Source organism: Lactobacillus johnsonii ATCC 33200 (genome assembly GCF_000159355.1).
GTDB lineage: Bacteria > Bacillota > Bacilli > Lactobacillales > Lactobacillaceae > Lactobacillus > Lactobacillus johnsonii.
The window spans coordinates 57,685-73,508 of record NZ_GG670120.1 but is presented as its reverse complement, the minus strand read 5'-3'; the positions used below and the strand labels follow the sequence as shown (position 1 = coordinate 73,508).

Below are 15,824 nucleotides of genomic sequence, written 5' to 3'. Positions count from 1 at the left end.
CCTTATTAATTTACATATCTAATACTACTTTGTTTTGTTAGTTATAAACTTGATGATCGTCAATTTTTTTGTTGAAATTTGATTAATCTCATCCCGTTCAAGATAACAATTAAGATACTAAATTCATGAATAAACATCCCACTTGCCATTTCAACATAACCCGCAAACAAACCGATGAACAACAATAAGACTGTCAGTAAAGCTATCACAATATTTTCATTCATGTTCAAAATTGTCTTCTTGGATAAGCCAAGGGCATAAGCGATCTTCCGCAAGTCATTTTTAACTAAAACTATGTCTGAAACTTCAATGGCAACATCCGTTCCACTACCAACGGCAATTGCAACATTAGCATTAGCTAAGGCCGGACTATCATTGATCCCATCACCAATAAAAGCAATATGGTGTCCCTTAGCTCTTTCTTTTTTAACAAAAGCAGCCTTGTCTTGTGGCAACATTTGACCATGAACTTCATCGATTGACAACTTCGCCGCAATTCGTTCAGCAGTTTCTTGATTGTCTCCAGAAAGCATAACTAACTTTTTAACCCCTAATTCTTTTAAGCGGGCTAAAGCATCATTAGCTTCTGGGCGCAATTGATCTTTAATGCCAAAAACAGCTAATTGACTTTGGTCTTCATTAGCAAAAGCGACAATTGAATTACCTAATTGACTCAAATGATTAATTGTCTTATCTAATTTTGCATTGGTACGGGTATTTTCAACGATTAAGTCTTGGTTACCTAAATAATATTTTTGATTATTTAAAGTGGCGATGATTCCCTTACCCTTAACAGTTTCCACTTTAATTGAAGCTGGCTTTTGTTTATTTAATTTGGCAATTGCCTGAGCTAAGGGGTGGTTACTTTGACGCTCAATTTGAGCAGCTAATTTAATAATTTCATCTTTGGGCCCATTTAATACCTCAATTGCACTAACTTCTGGATGTCCAACAGTCAAAGTACCGGTTTTATCAAAAGCAATTTCATCAATCCGGTGAGTTTGATCCATTACTTGCGACCCTTTAAACATAATGCCGCTTTTAGCACCATTACCGATACCAGCAACTGTAGATACTGGTACACCAATAACTAGAGCACCTGGGCAGCCCAGCACCATGACCGTAATAGCTAACTTAAGATCTTTAGTAATTAGACCCACAGCAATCGCAATTACAAGTACGGCAGGAGTGTAATATTTGGAAAATCGGTTAATTAACTTTTCTGTATGCGACTTTGCATCTTGTGCTTCTTCAACCATTTCAATAATTTTACCGAAAGTCGTATCTTCACCGACTGCGGTAGTTTCGACAGTCAATGTACCGCTTTCAAGGATAGTTCCTGCATATACTTCATTACCGGCTTTTTTATTAACTAATTTTGATTCACCGTTAACACTGGCTTCATTAAGATAACCAGAACCTGAAATAACCTTGCCATCGACTGGAACCTGATCACCAGTTTTAACTAAAATCTTCTCACCAGGATCAATGAAATCGACGTCTTCTTTCTTAGTTGAGCCATCATCTTGAACAACTAACGCAGTCTTTGGTGCCATTTTGGTTAAATCAGCAACGGCTGACCGCGTTTTCTTTAGGGTTAATTCTTCCAGTACATCTCCTAACGTGAATAGCCAAGTAACAATGGCTGCTTCATTAAATTCACCAATAATGAAGGCCCCAATTACCGCCAGCGATACTAAAACATCAATAGAAATTAATTTAACCCTTAAAGATGAAATAGCCGTCAAAGCAATTGGAAGCACTCCGACAATCCCCACGATAAGCATTAAAGCCTGGTATGGTAAATTCATACGCAATAGCCATTTAGATCCTTCAGCAAGCAACAGCAGAATAGTATTAACAAGCAAAAGCTGCTTTTTGTACCTCATAAAAAATTGTTGTAACTTAATCATTTTTTCACCTCTTCCTTTCTTGACACTACACATTATAGGTAAAAAACAATTTATGTGACTTGACTGTTATCAAGATACTAGTGTCTTTTTATATTTATCTTTTAAGCAAAAAATCACAGTTTTATCGTGTAAATTTCGTTTAATAAAAGAGAGAATATACAAAAAAGACTAGAAACCATGCAAAAAGCATAGACTCTGGCTTTCAAAATTCAGTTCTATAAAAATTAATGTGCCAATTTAATCTCTCCAGCAGCAATTGGCAAAGTTGTATGTGCATCATAACTCATAACATTACCAGCAACGCTAGATGGCAATTTAAGATCCGCCGGTACGCCGTGAACATAAACTACTCGTTTTTCTAATTGAAGATCATCACTACCAAATGCTTGCTTAAATTTTGCTTGTAAATCTTTTAATGGGACATCCTTATCATATTCATAATGACCGTATTTATCTGCAACCGGGTAGCCATCATGGGGAATGTTCATTTCTTGTGGTGCATCATCAAAAGGAACCATCGTTGTCCCAGATACTGCCTCTGTTTCAGGTAAATCAATAAAGCCATCATGATTCACGTCCTGCATTAGCGTCGGAACATGAGCTTGTTTCCCATCTGGAAATCTATGGAAATGTTCCCAATGTTCAATATTGGCAGGCTTATCAAACATTTCCACATGAATATGAAGACTATTACCATTTTCACTGAATGTTGCTATTCATGCGCCTGTGTTTCAATTTTATCCGCATTTATTGGTTTAATTTTTGCAATATAGTCAACCATATTTCTCATCCTTCCATTTGATTATTGCGATATAAATCTAGCATAAAAGCATTTTACAAAAATAGATTAGAATCAATAAATTAAATCTTTGATTATAAATATCTTTAATAATTAACATCCATCATCTTATCGTCATGTCAACCATTACTGCTTCTCTCATCAACTTAACCAACTCAACTCCCCAAAACGGACACTTATCTACACAACCTAAAAATCCAGCACGTTGTCCACTCGACCCTCTAGCTCAACAAGCAAAAAGTGTACTAATTCCAATCACCAAAAGAGGAATTAGTACACTTCCGATCACCTAAAAATACCTTTACGCCGGCATTTATAACCTATTTTTCTGTACGTTCAAGGACTGTTACGGCCTCGACATGCCACGAGCTTAATTGATCAATTACACATTCTTAATTAACCGCTAGTTAAGGCGGTTGGGGCTATCCAACTAAAAGCAGTACATCCGTTTACTTGAATCTGAAATGTTGAATCCTGAAGGATTTTAGTGATGAATAGTAGTTCACGGATTTTGTTGGTTTGTGGGAACATATAAGTTTCAAAATAAAATCAGAGTGTCTGCGGAAGAACAAAGTTATTTGACATTTAATATGGTAAAACTTTGTGATCAGCTTGAAGATTACTTTGAATTACTTTATAAGTTTTTTCGTGTTCTTCATTAACCCTCGTTGTATCCAAAATAAGAGTTGCATCAATATACGGATAAAGTTTTTCTACTGTATTATTGAAATCATTAGTGGTTATCAGGATATTTTTCTTTGCCTTGGCATTCTTCATTGTAGCGCAAAATTTTGGAAAATCTTTACCGTCTAATACCGACTGCACAGGATGAAAAAGTGCAAAGTCTTTATCAAAGCCAAGGGGATTCAATACCGCTACCAACAAGGTAAGGTATTCGTCAACTATAATCACTTTCTAGGTTATACCAAGGATGCTCAAGGTAAATTGGTGATTGAACCTGAGGAGTCCAAGGTCATTAAGCGAATCTTCTACAGCTACCTTAATGGAATGACCATGAAGCAAATTGCCGATTCGCTCAAAGCTGATGGCATTTTAACCGGTAGTAAGACAAAAAATTGGCGCTCCAGTAGTGTGGCCAAAATCTTGAAGAATGAAAAGTACATGGGTGATGCTCTTTTACAAAAGACTTACACTGTGGACTTTCTTAACAAAAAACGTGTGAAGAATGAAGGCATTATGCCACAATATTACGTGGAGAATGATCATCCGGCAATTATTCCTAAATCGGTATTCATGCAAGTTCAGCAGATCATCAAACAGCGGCGTAACGGGATCACCACTAAAAACGGGAAACATCGGCGACTTAACGACAAATATTGCTTCTCTCAAAAAGTATTTTGTGGGAAGTGCGGTGATATCTTACAACGGAACATGTGGTATCGACCAGAGAAAGTAGCGGTCTGGCGCTGTGCTAGCCGGATAAGGAGAAGTAAAACTGGCCGGCGGTGTATGATCAGGAATGTCAAAGAGCCATTGCTAAAAGAAGCCACTGTTGAAGCATTCAATCAATTAATCGAAGGCCACGAGTTAGCCAGTAAGCAAATTAAAGCTAACATCATGAAGGTCATCAAGAACTCCAAAGGAGCAACACTTGATCAAATCGACCACCAGCTGGAAAAAGTGCAGATGAAATTGATTCAAGCTGCCAACCAACACCAGGATTGTGATGCGCTAACCCAACAAATTATGGACCTTCGCAAACAAAAAGAAAAAGTACAGAGTCGGGAAACTAATCAACAAGCCAAACTACACAGCCTTGATGAAATCAACAAATTAGTCGAATTGCACAAGTATGGCTTAGTTGACTTTGATGAACAATTGGTTCGTCGCTTGGTAGAAAAAATCACCATCTTCCAACGCTACATGGAATTCACGTTCAAAGATGGTGAAGTAATTAGAGTTAATATGTGAAAACTTGGGATATTCAGCACTCACTTATTTGAGTTGGGTGCTGTTTTTAGATTGTAGTTTTTTAATTTGGCAGATTGCAAGAAATAATAGCCCCGATGAAAAGAACTAATTTTAATATTCAAGTACTGGGGTTCTTACTTCATAGCAGGCAGTCAAAATTCATTAAACCAGCGTCGCACCCAGTGAATTCTTAAAATGGTCAAGTGCCCACTCCTGACCATGCTTGGTAAAGGTGGCGACCCCCTTAACCGGAATCGCAATCTGGTAGTTCAAATTATATGCGGCAATTGCCGTGTGCAGGACACAGATATCGGTGCAAACACCTGCAATCCACAAGTTATCAATTTTTCGTTCCCGCAGGTAGTTATCAAGATTAGTATTTTGAAATGATGAATAGCGGTTCTTATTAAACTGGTAAACCCGGTCACTGGCCTGATGTTGTTCAAACCAGTCATTAACCTTGCCGTATAGCTGTTGACCAGGCGTACCGACCACGTTATGTGGCGGGAAGAGTTTAGCTTCTGGACTAAACCGGTCCCCACAATGGGCATCAGTCGGGAAAATTACGTAGTCGCCATTTTGGTAAAAACGGTTGGCCAGCTGAACCAAATAATCTTCTAATTCCTGCGCTGGCTTGCCACAAGTAAGCGCACCATTGTCAGCGACAAAATCGTTTGTATAATCAATAATTAATAATGCTTTAGTCATTGCTAACTCCTTATTTTTGTGCCTCATCAACCAGCTTTTGTTGCAAGTCAGCTAACCGCTTGGTTAAATAAACCGGGAAGCGGTCCGGATTAAGCAACCGTTTAGCAGCCGCTGGCAGCTGTGCTAATTCGGTCTGCGCAAAGTGCTGGATGGCAAAAGTGTCGGTTTCAATTGGCGCCGCTTTTCCCAGTGTCAAAACTTGCTTAAGCAGTGGCTTAGCAATGAAGTCGGTTAAAATCACTTTATTCCGGGTGACGTGAACATCAGCATTGATTGCCGCAATTTCGGTTCCAATCTGCTCGTCAGCCAGGGCAATTACATCGGCAACAGCGTGTTGGGGATCATGCTTATCGTAGAGCCGGTAAACCTGCTTATTCCCAGGGAGCGTAATCTTTTCGCGACTATTACTAATCTTGATCTTTGGCACCCATTTACCATCATTTTCTAATGCCGACATTTTATAAACACCGCTTAATACTGGACTGGATGAACTGGTAATTAGTCGCTCACCGATCCCAAAGTTATCCAGTGGTGCCCCTTCATCAAGCAATGACTTAATAATGTGGGCATCAAAGGCGTTTGAAGCAGTAATCTTAGCGTTGGTAAAACCAGCCTCGTCCATCATCTTCCGGGCCTTGGTTGCCAACTGGGCAATATCACCAGAATCGATGCGGATACCAACCGGTTCGTGGCCAGCTGCCCGCAATTCCTTAAAGACTTTAATTGCGTTCGGTACTCCAGAGTTAACCACATCGTAGGTATCAACTAACAGGGCAGCATTGTCAGGGTAAATTTTGGCCCAGGCACGAAAGGCCGTTAATTCATCAGGAAAGCTTTCAATCCAGGCGTGGGCCATCGTCCCCACCGCCGGAAGGTTAAACAGCTTGGCAGCTAGCACATTGGAGGTACTACTGCACCCACCAATAATGGCAGCCCGCGCACCATATATTGCGGCATCAGGCCCCTGCGCCCGTCGTGCACCAAATTCCATTACTGGGCGTCCGCCAGTAACGCTGGTGATCTGCCATGCCTTCGTTGCAATCAATGATTGGTGGTTAATGATGTTTAAGATCAGGGTTTCGAGAAGTTGGACATCAATTAGTGGGCCACTAATACTAAGGATTGGTTCCTGTGGGAAGACTGGCGTGCCTTCTGGGATTGCCTTAATTGAGCAGCGGTTGTGAGCTGCCGTCAGGTAAAAGAGAAAGTCGTCACTAAAGTGATTAAGGGACCGCAGATAAGCAATTTCATCAGTTGAAAAGTGCCAGTTCTTAACTTCATCAATTACTTGCATCAATCCAGCACTAATCACAAAACTGCCATCATCGGGCGCCTTACGGTAAAAGACGTCGAAGCGCGCCTGCTTATCGTGGGGAAGTGTTTGATAATAACCGTTGGCCATTGAAAACTCATACATGTCGGTTAATAATTCATGCTTCATTATTAAATAACTCCTAACAAATTTAGGTAAAAAATACTTTAACTACCGCAAAAAATAAAAGTATATTGAACTTTTATTATCACTGATTGTAGCACTTTTATTTTTAGACGCAAGGTAGTACCAGTTTAAATAACTTTGGTGGCCGGCCTGACCGCTTTGTTGCGTCGGTACCAACTTCCTTAAACAGTTTTTGGTGGGTCTTTTTAAAATTAGAATTATCAATTTGATCGACCGTTGTTTGGCGGAAAGTAGCATAAACTTCGCGGACTTGCCGAAGGGTAAAAGTCGGTCCTAAGATCTGTAAAATGGTTGGCTGGTAGTCCAGTTTATTTTTAATTCGTACAATGGCCGTATTAATAATTTGGTGGTGGTCAAATGCTAGCGCCGACCCTGCAGCCAAACTCAAAACTAAGTTACCATTTTGCAAGATAAACTTTCCGTGGTCAAAGTTAAGACTAAACCACCCGACTTCGGTTGCTCCGTACCCGGCCCTCAGTTGCGGCATTGTCGGTAAGAAAGTCATGTAGGCAATCGCTAAGGCCCGCTCACCGCTTACCCGATCGGGATCGGTGAAGGTTGCCAACTGTTCGGTAGCACTGTTTGATAGACGAACACCAATTTTATCCTTAATCAGGCGGATACAGGCAACGTCAGCACTTTCATCCCGCCGCAATAGGGTTTCTGGTAAAGCCCAGTGGCCCTCAAATGGCGGATAAGCCCGTTTGACCAGCAGGACTTGTGGTAAATAGGTCAGGGGATTAAAACTCCAAATAACATTTGCAATCGTAATTAGCGGACGCGCAACAACTTTGTCAGCCATCTCTTTCACCTCATAAAATATTATAGCGCAATCAAGAATCACAATAATAAAAAAAGCCAAGGTGGCTTAGTCTAGTTCTCCAAATTCTCTTCATCCTTACCCATTGACAAAGAGCCCAAATTTTCGATATTTTAACCGAATTAGCATAAATTCAATATTATTTTCGTTAACTCAATCTTTAGTACCAAACTGACCGATTCATACATACCACAAACGCTACCATATCAACGCTCACCTCTACTTTCACTACCCTAATCGACACGACCTGCCAAACTAGACCTTTGTCTACTCGACTATCGAAATAGGACATAGAACACTCGACCCGCCAGCTTCAAATAGAAAAAGTGTACTAATTCCAATCATTCTGAAAGAAAAAAATACACTTTTAATCATCCGTAAATGCCGCCATGACACGGTTTATGAGCTATTTTTCTGTGCATTCAAGGACCGTAACAGATTCAACATGAGGGGTTTGCGGGAACATATCAACTGGATCAATTTCGTCAAAGTCATAACCTTGTTCCTTGAAGAGTTGTAAGTCACGCACCATAGTTGCTGGATTACATGAAATATAAACAATCTTCTTCGGATTTGTTTCTACAGCAGCGTCAATAAATTCTAGAGTAAGTCCCTTTCTAGGTGGGTCAACGAAGATAACATCAGTTCTTAACCCTTCTTTAGCCCAGCGCGGCATTACTTCTTCAGCTTTACCTACAACATATTCTGCATTAGTGATGCCGTTTAATTTAGCATTTGCATTAGCATCTTCAACAGCGGGCTTAATGACTTCCATCCCCCTCACTGCCTTAACATGCTTAGCCACGCTAAGCCCAATGGTACCAATACCAGAATAAGCATCGATTACGACATCATCCGGCTTAAGATCAGCTTTTTGAATAGCTAAATCATACAAACGTGGAGTTTGCAGAGAATTAATTTGAAAGAAACTTTGTGGAGAAATTTTAAAACTAACATTACCAATTTTATCGGTAATTTGTGGTTCTCCCCAAAGTAAGTAATCCTTTTTACCTAAGATCACATTCGTCTTTTTAGGATTATGGTTCAAAACTACGCTAGTTACGCCTTTGATTTCACTAATTTCTTTAGTAACTTCTTTTAATTGTGGAAAATCTTTATGTAAGCATACTAAAATCACCATAATTTCGCCCGTTGCTTTAGAGCGGCGAACTTCAAGATAGCGAGCTTCTCCCTTATTATGAATCTCATCATATGCAGGAACATGATTCTTTCTCAAAATGTCACGTACCTTAATTAAAACCCGATCAATTTCTGGATCCGTAGTAAAGAAGCTAGTTAACGGCACCAAGTCATGAGAATGTTTTCTAAAAAAGCCAATATCAAGCTTGCCATTAACTTCACGTACTGGCACTTGTGCCTTATTCCGATAACCTGTTTCTTCTGGACTAGGCATCGTTTGACCTACTTTAACATTATCTAAATCTGCTTTATGTAGTAAATTAACAACTTGATTACGTTTAAATTCAAGCTGTTTATCATATTTAATATGAGCAAGAGATGCTAGCCCCGTTTGAACCCATTGGCGAATTTTCACGTTAATCCGATCTGGACTCTCTTTTTTAATTTTTTCAATTTTAGCAAAAGCAAAATTTTTCTTTACTTTTAAAAGTTTGGCAGAAACAACTTCACCTGGAAGAGCATTATTTACAAAAACAGTCATTCCATCTAGATGAGCAACTCCCATTGCTTCATAAGACAAATCTGTAATTTCTAAGTCAACTATTTGATTTTTTTGCATAATTCAATCCTCAATATTTAGATACTTGTTACTATGTTTACTAAAAAATATTATTGCTTTTTAAAAGAATACGCACTAAAAATACTTAAGATTATTCCTAAAATTAAGCCGCAAATTACTAAGCTCCATGATCCAAAGACAAAGTCGCCTTTTATCCACAGATTATTTAAGAGCATCCCCCAATCAAACGGCCACCACATGCTCCAAGTCGTACGACTTAAAAACATGGCTAAAATGGATCCTAAAAAACCAATTCCTAATGCAAAATATAGATTAGTAATTCTTACGAGCCAAGAATAAAATGGCACCAGCCATAAAGATGCTAATAAAACTCCAATTACTGAACAAATCATTAAGCCTATTTCTTCGGTACTTGAAAAAATAAAAAGAACACAGATCATCAAAACTATAAAAATCACGCTCATGATACATGCTTGAATAATTCCATGGAGAATTCTACCAATTTCATAGCTCAATAAGTCCTGTGGAGACGTTAATATTTCTCTAAATTTCGTCGCTTGCTTTTGATAATAAGTACTAAGACCAACCAGTAGACCAATTGACATATTTAACCAGAAGTAACTCCATTGGCCCATCATTAATTGAACTAGATATTGGTTATCCCAGAAAACAGCAGTCATCATCAAAACAGCAATCACTGGTAGTAGCCATACTAGTAAGCGAACTACACTATGTTTTGTTTTTAAAAATTCAACTTTTAAAATATTAGTCATGCTTTATGCCTGCCTTTTCTAAAGTTGAGATGAATAATTCTTCTAAATCTGTTTCTGGTTCATAATCTTCTTCTAGGAGCAATTTTCCATCACCTAAAATAGCAATTCGATCTGCAACCTTTTGAATCTCAGAAAGCATGTGACTAGCTATAATTATTGTTTTTCCTTGCTTTTTCTCGAGCATCAAAAGCTCACGCAACCCATGAATACCAAAAGTATCAAGACCATTTGTTGGTTCATCCAAAATAACTAAATCAGGATTTCCCATAAAAGCTAAAGCAATTCCCAAGCGTTGTCTCATCCCTGTAGAAAAGCCTTTGACTTTTTCATGATTATGATCACCAAAGCCCAGTGTATTTAATATTTGTTCCTGATTTTTATTTTCAACACGGTGAAGTTTTAGTTTTAATTTGATGTTTTCTTCAACTGTTAAGTTATCAAACAATCCAGGCTCTTCAATTAAGGAACCAATTACTTTTAAATCTTCTCTCTTCCAATTTTTATCTTTGAAAGTAACTACTCCTTCAGTTGGCTTTTCAATTCCACTAATTATTTTTAATAGTGTCGACTTTCCAGCTCCATTTGGTCCCATAATACAGTAGATTTTGCCAGTCGGAACATGAAGATTGATTTGATCTAGAACATGCTTACGTTTAAAATTTTTTCCTAATTCTTTGGTGGTTAAAATATCATTCATCTTAATCCCTCAATTTAAATTTTTAGTTTTTCTATACCTATCTATTTTACCGCTCAGACTACATAATTCGAAATCTTATTATTTTTATTAATAAATTCATTGACATCTTTTTTTAAGCTTGCTATCATAATTGCAATAATTATCGTCACAGTAGTGCTTATGTTAAGCGTCAGAGAGCTGGTGGTGAAGTGCGAACCAGTCAGGCATAAGTTACGAATTACAACGATTCATCTTTATTCGGCCACAATCAGTGCCGTTACCACCTGATTAGAGTGCTGCAATCTGCAGTAAATAGGTGGTACCACGGTAATGCGTCCTGTTGATTAATTTCAACAGGACTTTTTTATTGGAGGATTTTTATGAAAAAGAAAGTTTCTTTTCCAGAAGCAATTATTATCCTACTCTTGCTTCTACTTATTTTAGGTATTTCAGTTATTAAGTTTGGACTGATGCCAGAAGTTCCCGTTCTATTTACAGTATGTCTATTATTATTTTGGCTTAGAATTCGCGGAAATGACTGGTCTTCAATTCAAGATGGAATTAAGGAAGGAATCGGCGTAGCTATTATTCCAATTTTTATTTTTATCCTAATTGGGGCCTTAATTGGACTATGGATTAAAGGAAGTATTATTCCGTCAATCATGGTACTAGGCTTCCACCTAATTAGTGGTCAATTTTTTGTTCCATCTGTCTTTATTGTCTGTTCAATTGTTGGGCTTGCTATCGGAAGTGGCTTTACAACAATTTCAACTGTCGGCATCGCACTCTTTGGAATTGGGGCTAGTATGAATGCTAATCCAGCTCTTGTTGCTGGTGCAATCATTTCTGGAGTAGTTTTTGGGGATAAAATGTCTCCTTTATCTGATTCAACTAATCTTTCTTCTGCAGTTGCAGAAAGTGAATTATTTGCCCATATAAAGAACATGATGTGGTCCACTATTCCTGCCTTTATTGTTTCTTTAATCCTTTTTTGGATTCTAGGAAACAGTGGTTCAATTAATGCTTCAAAAATTAATCACACCGTTTCTATCTTAGAGCATAACTTTACTATTACTTGGTGGGCAATTATACCAATCTTATTGATGTTAATCTGTGCATGGCGCAAGATACCTGCAATTCCTACCTTATTTTTAAACATTACCGTTACAGTCATTATGATTTTTATTCAAAATCCGCACCAATCTATTACTGACTTAACTAACTTAATTATGAATGGTTTTGTAGCAAAAACTAGTGATTCATCTGTTAATGCCCTTTTAACCAGAGGTGGTATCTCCAGCATGATGGATACAGTTGGTTTAATTATTGCTACCTTATCTCTTGGTGGACTCCTTATGAAATTCAATATTGTTCAAACTGCTATGGAACCGCTAGTTGAACATCTCAAAAAACCAAGCCGTTTAGTCATCACTACTATTCTTTCAGGCATTTGTATCAACTTATTTGTTGGTGAACAATACCTTTCAGTAATTCTACCAGGACGTGCCTTTAAACAAGCTTACGACCGAATTGGTCTTCACCCACTTGCCTTAAGTCGGGTTCTTGAAGATGGAGGAAGTGTAATTAACTACTTAATTCCATGGGGAGTAGCTGGATCTTTTGCTGCTTCTACTCTCGGCGTTCCAGTTTTAGCCTTCATTCCCTTTACCTTCTTTAGTTTACTTTCCCCACTTTTCTCAATTCTTTCCGGGGTTACGGGGATTGGCTTAAAATGGCAAAAGAATCCTAAAAATTAATCCATTTCATTAAATCCGTACTATATGCGCTTACATAGCAAAATAGTACGGATTTTTATTGACGAATTTTTAATTACATTGTAAATTATTAGTAATTAAAAAAATATTAAAGAAGAGGAATTTGATGACAACAAATCATTTTCTAGTACTACAAACTGATTTTGGCTTAAAAGATGGGGCTGTTAGTGCCATGCACGGAGTAGCACATATGGTTGCGCTACATGTTATTGTGTCCGACTTAACTCATGAGATTCCGCCTTATGATATTTGGGCCGCTTCGTATCGTCTATATCAAACTATTAAGTACTGGTCAAAAGGAACAACTTTTGTTTCAGTTGTTGATCCAGGAGTGGGATCTAACCGAAAAAGTATTGCCGCTAAAACCAAAAGTGGCCACTTTATCATTACACCAGACAATGGTTCTTTAACTCATGTTGCAACTTATATATGGCTAGACGAAGTACGAGAGATTGACGAACAAAAGAATCGTCTTCCATATTCTTCAGAAAGTAACACTTTTCATGGCCGTGATATCTATGCTTACAATGGGGCCTTACTCGCTGAGGGAGAAAAATCTTTTGAAGATTTAGGCGAAACATTAGATCCAACTTCAGTTGTTAAACTACCACTTACTGAGGCTAGTCTAGAAAACGATCATCTACGCGGATCAATTGATGTTTTAGATATTCGCTTTGGTTCTTTATGGACTAATATTCCCTATGATTTAATTAAAAAGGCGAATATTCAACGCGGTGATAAACTTACTGTTACTATTACTTATCAACACCAAGTTTATTATCATGATACAATACCTTTTGTCCGGTCTTTTGCCAATGCACCAATCAATGATATTAATTCACTAGTTAATGTCGGCATTGCCTTAAACCAAGCTTCATTTGCGGATACGTATAATATTGGTACAGGAAATGACTGGAAAATTGATTTAATAAAAGAATAATTTATTTACGGGGGAAAATTATGAATAATCAAAAAGGCTTATCAGTAAAAAGTGTTGTTGCAATTGGTATTGGGGCTGCCATTTATGTTATTTTAGCTCGTTTCACATCAATTCCAACTGGTATTCCAAACACTAACATTGAAATTGTGTATCCATTTTTAGCATTACTTGCAACCATTTATGGACCAGTTGTTGGTTTTTCCGTGGGATTCATTGGTCATGCCCTAAGTGATTTCTTAATGTATGGACAAACTTGGTGGAGCTGGGTCCTTGCAACTGCTGTTCTAGGTTTAATTATCGGACTCTATGGTATGCGTCTTGACTTAGAAAATGGTGTTTTTACTACTAAACAAATGATTGGTTTTAATATTGTCCAAATTATTGCTAATGTTGTTTCTTGGTTAATCATCGCTCCAGTTGGAGATATTTTGATTTACAGTGAACCTCAAAACAAAGTTTTCTTGCAAGGAGCAACTGCAACCATCACTAACTCAATCTCTATTCTTATTTTAGGAACTATCTTGCTTAAAGCTTATGCAGCGACTAAAGTTAAAAAAGGTAGTTTACGTAGAGATTAATTATGAAAGGTTACTCAATTAATGACAGAACCTATTATTGAATTTAAAGATTTTTCATTTAAATATAATAGCCAAGCAGAACCTACTCTTAAAAATATTAATTTGAAGATTAATAAAGGAGAAAAAATTCTTTTGGCTGGACCTTCAGGCAGCGGCAAATCCACAATTGGTCGCTGCCTTAATGGTCTTATTCCAAATATCTATCAAGGTGAAGTTAAAGGAAAATGTTTAGTGAATGGAAAAGATATTACTAGCACAAGTCTTTTTGATTTTTCATTCACTACTTCAACTATCTTACAAGATGCTGATAGCCAATTCATCGGCTTAACGGTTGGTGAAGATATCGCTTTTGCTTTAGAAAATGACTGTCAACCTAAAGATAAAATGCACCAAACTGTAAACCAGTGGGCTGATGAATTAAAAATCAAAGAATTACTTACTCAATCTCCACAAAGTCTTTCTGGAGGCCAAAAGCAAATTGTTGCCTTAGCTGGAGTTTTAGTTGACGAGTCACCTATTTTATTATTCGATGAGCCACTTGCTAATCTAGATCCCGCTTCTGGGCTTAAAACGATGGCAATTATCGATAAAATTCAAAAGGAACTTAATGCGACAGTTATAATTATTGAACATCGCGTAGAAGAAGTCCTCAGTCAACCAATTGACAGAATTATTTTAGTAAATGAAGGTACGATTGTTGCCGACCAGCCTACTAATCAGCTGCTACATTCTCATACCTTAGAAAAAATTGGCGTTAGAGAGCCCCTATACCTAAAGGCTCTTACAGCCGCTGATGTAAATCTAAGTTCTATCAAAGAAGTAGACCAAATATCAACTCTCCCTGTTTCTGAAAAAATCAGCGATAAATTAGCAGCTTGGACTAAACAAGCTAAAATCACCAAAAAAGAAGCAGATAATTTACCATTATTAAAATTAGATCACGTTGGTTATCAATACAGCAAGAATCAGCCCTATCCCTTAAAAGATGTTTCTACTACTATTAATCAGGGCGACTTTATTTCAATAGTTGGACAAAATGGTGCAGGTAAAACTACCCTTTGCCGAACTATTTGTGGTTTTATTTCTAACGAAGGAAAAATCACTCTTAAGGACCAGAATTTAAGTGACTTATCAATTAAAGAGAGAGCCGAAAAAATTGGCTATGTAATGCAAGATCCTAACCAAATGATTTCTCAAAAAATGATCTTTGATGAAATTGCTCTAGGCTTACGTTTACGCAATGTCGATGAAGAAACAATTAAGCAAAAAGTTGACCAAACGTTGAAAATTTGTGGACTGTATCCCTTTAGACATTGGCCAATTTCTGCATTAAGTTTTGGACAGAAAAAGCGTGTCACAATTGCTGCGATTTTGGTCTTAGAACCAGAGATTATTATTTTAGATGAGCCAACTGCTGGTCAAGACTGGAAGACATATACGGAAATTATGAGCTTTTTAAAGCACCTAAATACTATTGGAAAAACAATCATTATTATCACGCATGATATGCACTTGATGCTTGAGTACACTAGTCGATCTCTAGCATTTGCTAAGGGAAAATTAATTGCAGATACTACCCCAATTGAATTATTAACCAATCAAGCTTTAATTAAAGAAGCCTCATTAAAGCGCACTAGTCTTTACGACCTGGCAAAACATTATAACTTACCTGATCCAAATAAATTTGTGCAGGCTTATATTAATTTTGAACAACAAAACTGAAAGGATGAA

13 protein-coding genes and 1 pseudogene are annotated in these 15,824 nt (G+C 37.5%); 5 read left to right on the top strand and 9 right to left on the bottom strand.

The features are described from left to right. Positions 1 to 59: 59 nt before the first annotated feature. From HMPREF0528_RS00345 to HMPREF0528_RS00335, 3 genes and pseudogenes are all read right to left on the bottom strand, one after another. A complete protein-coding gene (locus HMPREF0528_RS00345) occupies positions 60 to 1,913 on the bottom strand; it encodes a heavy metal translocating P-type ATPase (protein ID WP_034525011.1) in 1,854 nt (617 codons plus the stop codon). 224 nt (positions 1,914 to 2,137) lie between these two features. Then, positions 2,138 to 2,694: pseudogene (locus tag HMPREF0528_RS00340) on the bottom strand (hypothetical protein). Between the two features lie 603 nt (positions 2,695 to 3,297). Next, positions 3,298 to 3,489: a hypothetical protein gene (locus tag HMPREF0528_RS00335; RefSeq protein WP_234600855.1), complete on the bottom strand. Its 192-nt coding sequence runs from the start codon at positions 3,487 to 3,489 to the stop codon at positions 3,298 to 3,300. Positions 3,490 to 3,540: 51 nt separating this feature from the next. Here HMPREF0528_RS00335 and HMPREF0528_RS00330 point away from each other — a divergent pair, with 51 nt between their 5' ends. Then, positions 3,541 to 4,644: a recombinase family protein gene (locus tag HMPREF0528_RS00330; RefSeq protein ID WP_004893533.1), complete on the top strand. Its 1,104-nt coding sequence runs from the start codon at positions 3,541 to 3,543 to the stop codon at positions 4,642 to 4,644. Between the two features lie 162 nt (positions 4,645 to 4,806). Here the strand turns inward: HMPREF0528_RS00330 and HMPREF0528_RS00325 are convergent, their stop codons facing one another. From HMPREF0528_RS00325 to HMPREF0528_RS00300, 6 genes are all read right to left on the bottom strand, one after another. After that, positions 4,807 to 5,352, bottom strand: coding sequence for a cysteine hydrolase family protein (locus HMPREF0528_RS00325; RefSeq protein ID WP_034525178.1), 546 nt, complete (start codon positions 5,350 to 5,352; stop codon positions 4,807 to 4,809). A 10-nt stretch (positions 5,353 to 5,362) separates the two neighbouring features. Continuing rightward, positions 5,363 to 6,793, bottom strand: a complete 1,431-nt coding sequence (locus HMPREF0528_RS00320; protein WP_004893526.1) for a nicotinate phosphoribosyltransferase — start codon at positions 6,791 to 6,793, stop codon at positions 5,363 to 5,365. Positions 6,794 to 6,896: 103 nt separating this feature from the next. After that, on the bottom strand, positions 6,897 to 7,613 hold the full coding sequence (locus HMPREF0528_RS00315) for an NUDIX hydrolase (protein ID WP_034525008.1): 717 nt from the start codon (positions 7,611 to 7,613) through the stop codon (positions 6,897 to 6,899). Positions 7,614 to 8,037: 424 nt separating this feature from the next. Next, positions 8,038 to 9,390, bottom strand: a complete 1,353-nt coding sequence (gene rlmD, locus HMPREF0528_RS00310) for a 23S rRNA (uracil(1939)-C(5))-methyltransferase RlmD (RefSeq protein ID WP_004893519.1) — start codon at positions 9,388 to 9,390, stop codon at positions 8,038 to 8,040. Between the two features lie 50 nt (positions 9,391 to 9,440). Next, positions 9,441 to 10,124 (bottom strand): lantibiotic immunity ABC transporter MutE/EpiE family permease subunit, encoded by a 684-nt coding sequence (locus HMPREF0528_RS00305; RefSeq protein WP_004893517.1) that lies wholly within the window; start codon positions 10,122 to 10,124, stop codon positions 9,441 to 9,443. Beyond that, entirely contained in the window at positions 10,117 to 10,821 is a 705-nt protein-coding gene (locus tag HMPREF0528_RS00300) for an ABC transporter ATP-binding protein (RefSeq protein ID WP_004893515.1), read from the bottom strand. The genes HMPREF0528_RS00305 and HMPREF0528_RS00300 overlap by 8 nt, the downstream gene beginning before the upstream one ends. 359 nt (positions 10,822 to 11,180) lie before the next feature. On the opposite strand from HMPREF0528_RS00300, the gene nhaC reads away from it, so the two are divergent. The 4 genes from nhaC (at position 11,181) to HMPREF0528_RS00280 (ending at position 15,815) form a co-directional block, all read left to right on the top strand. Then, a complete protein-coding gene (gene nhaC / locus HMPREF0528_RS00295; protein WP_004893513.1) occupies positions 11,181 to 12,557 on the top strand; it encodes a Na+/H+ antiporter NhaC in 1,377 nt (458 codons plus the stop codon). A 124-nt stretch (positions 12,558 to 12,681) separates the two neighbouring features. Next, on the top strand, positions 12,682 to 13,515 hold the full coding sequence (locus tag HMPREF0528_RS00290; RefSeq protein ID WP_004893511.1) for an SAM hydrolase/SAM-dependent halogenase family protein: 834 nt from the start codon (positions 12,682 to 12,684) through the stop codon (positions 13,513 to 13,515). A gap of 20 nt (positions 13,516 to 13,535) precedes the next feature. Then, positions 13,536 to 14,093 carry an ECF-type riboflavin transporter substrate-binding protein gene (locus tag HMPREF0528_RS00285; protein ID WP_004893510.1) on the top strand — a complete coding sequence of 186 codons (558 nt, stop codon included), beginning with the start codon at positions 13,536 to 13,538 and terminating at the stop codon, positions 14,091 to 14,093. Positions 14,094 to 14,114: 21 nt separating this feature from the next. Next, entirely contained in the window at positions 14,115 to 15,815 is a 1,701-nt protein-coding gene (locus HMPREF0528_RS00280) for an ABC transporter ATP-binding protein (RefSeq protein ID WP_004893507.1), read from the top strand. Positions 15,816 to 15,824 lie beyond the last annotated feature (9 nt).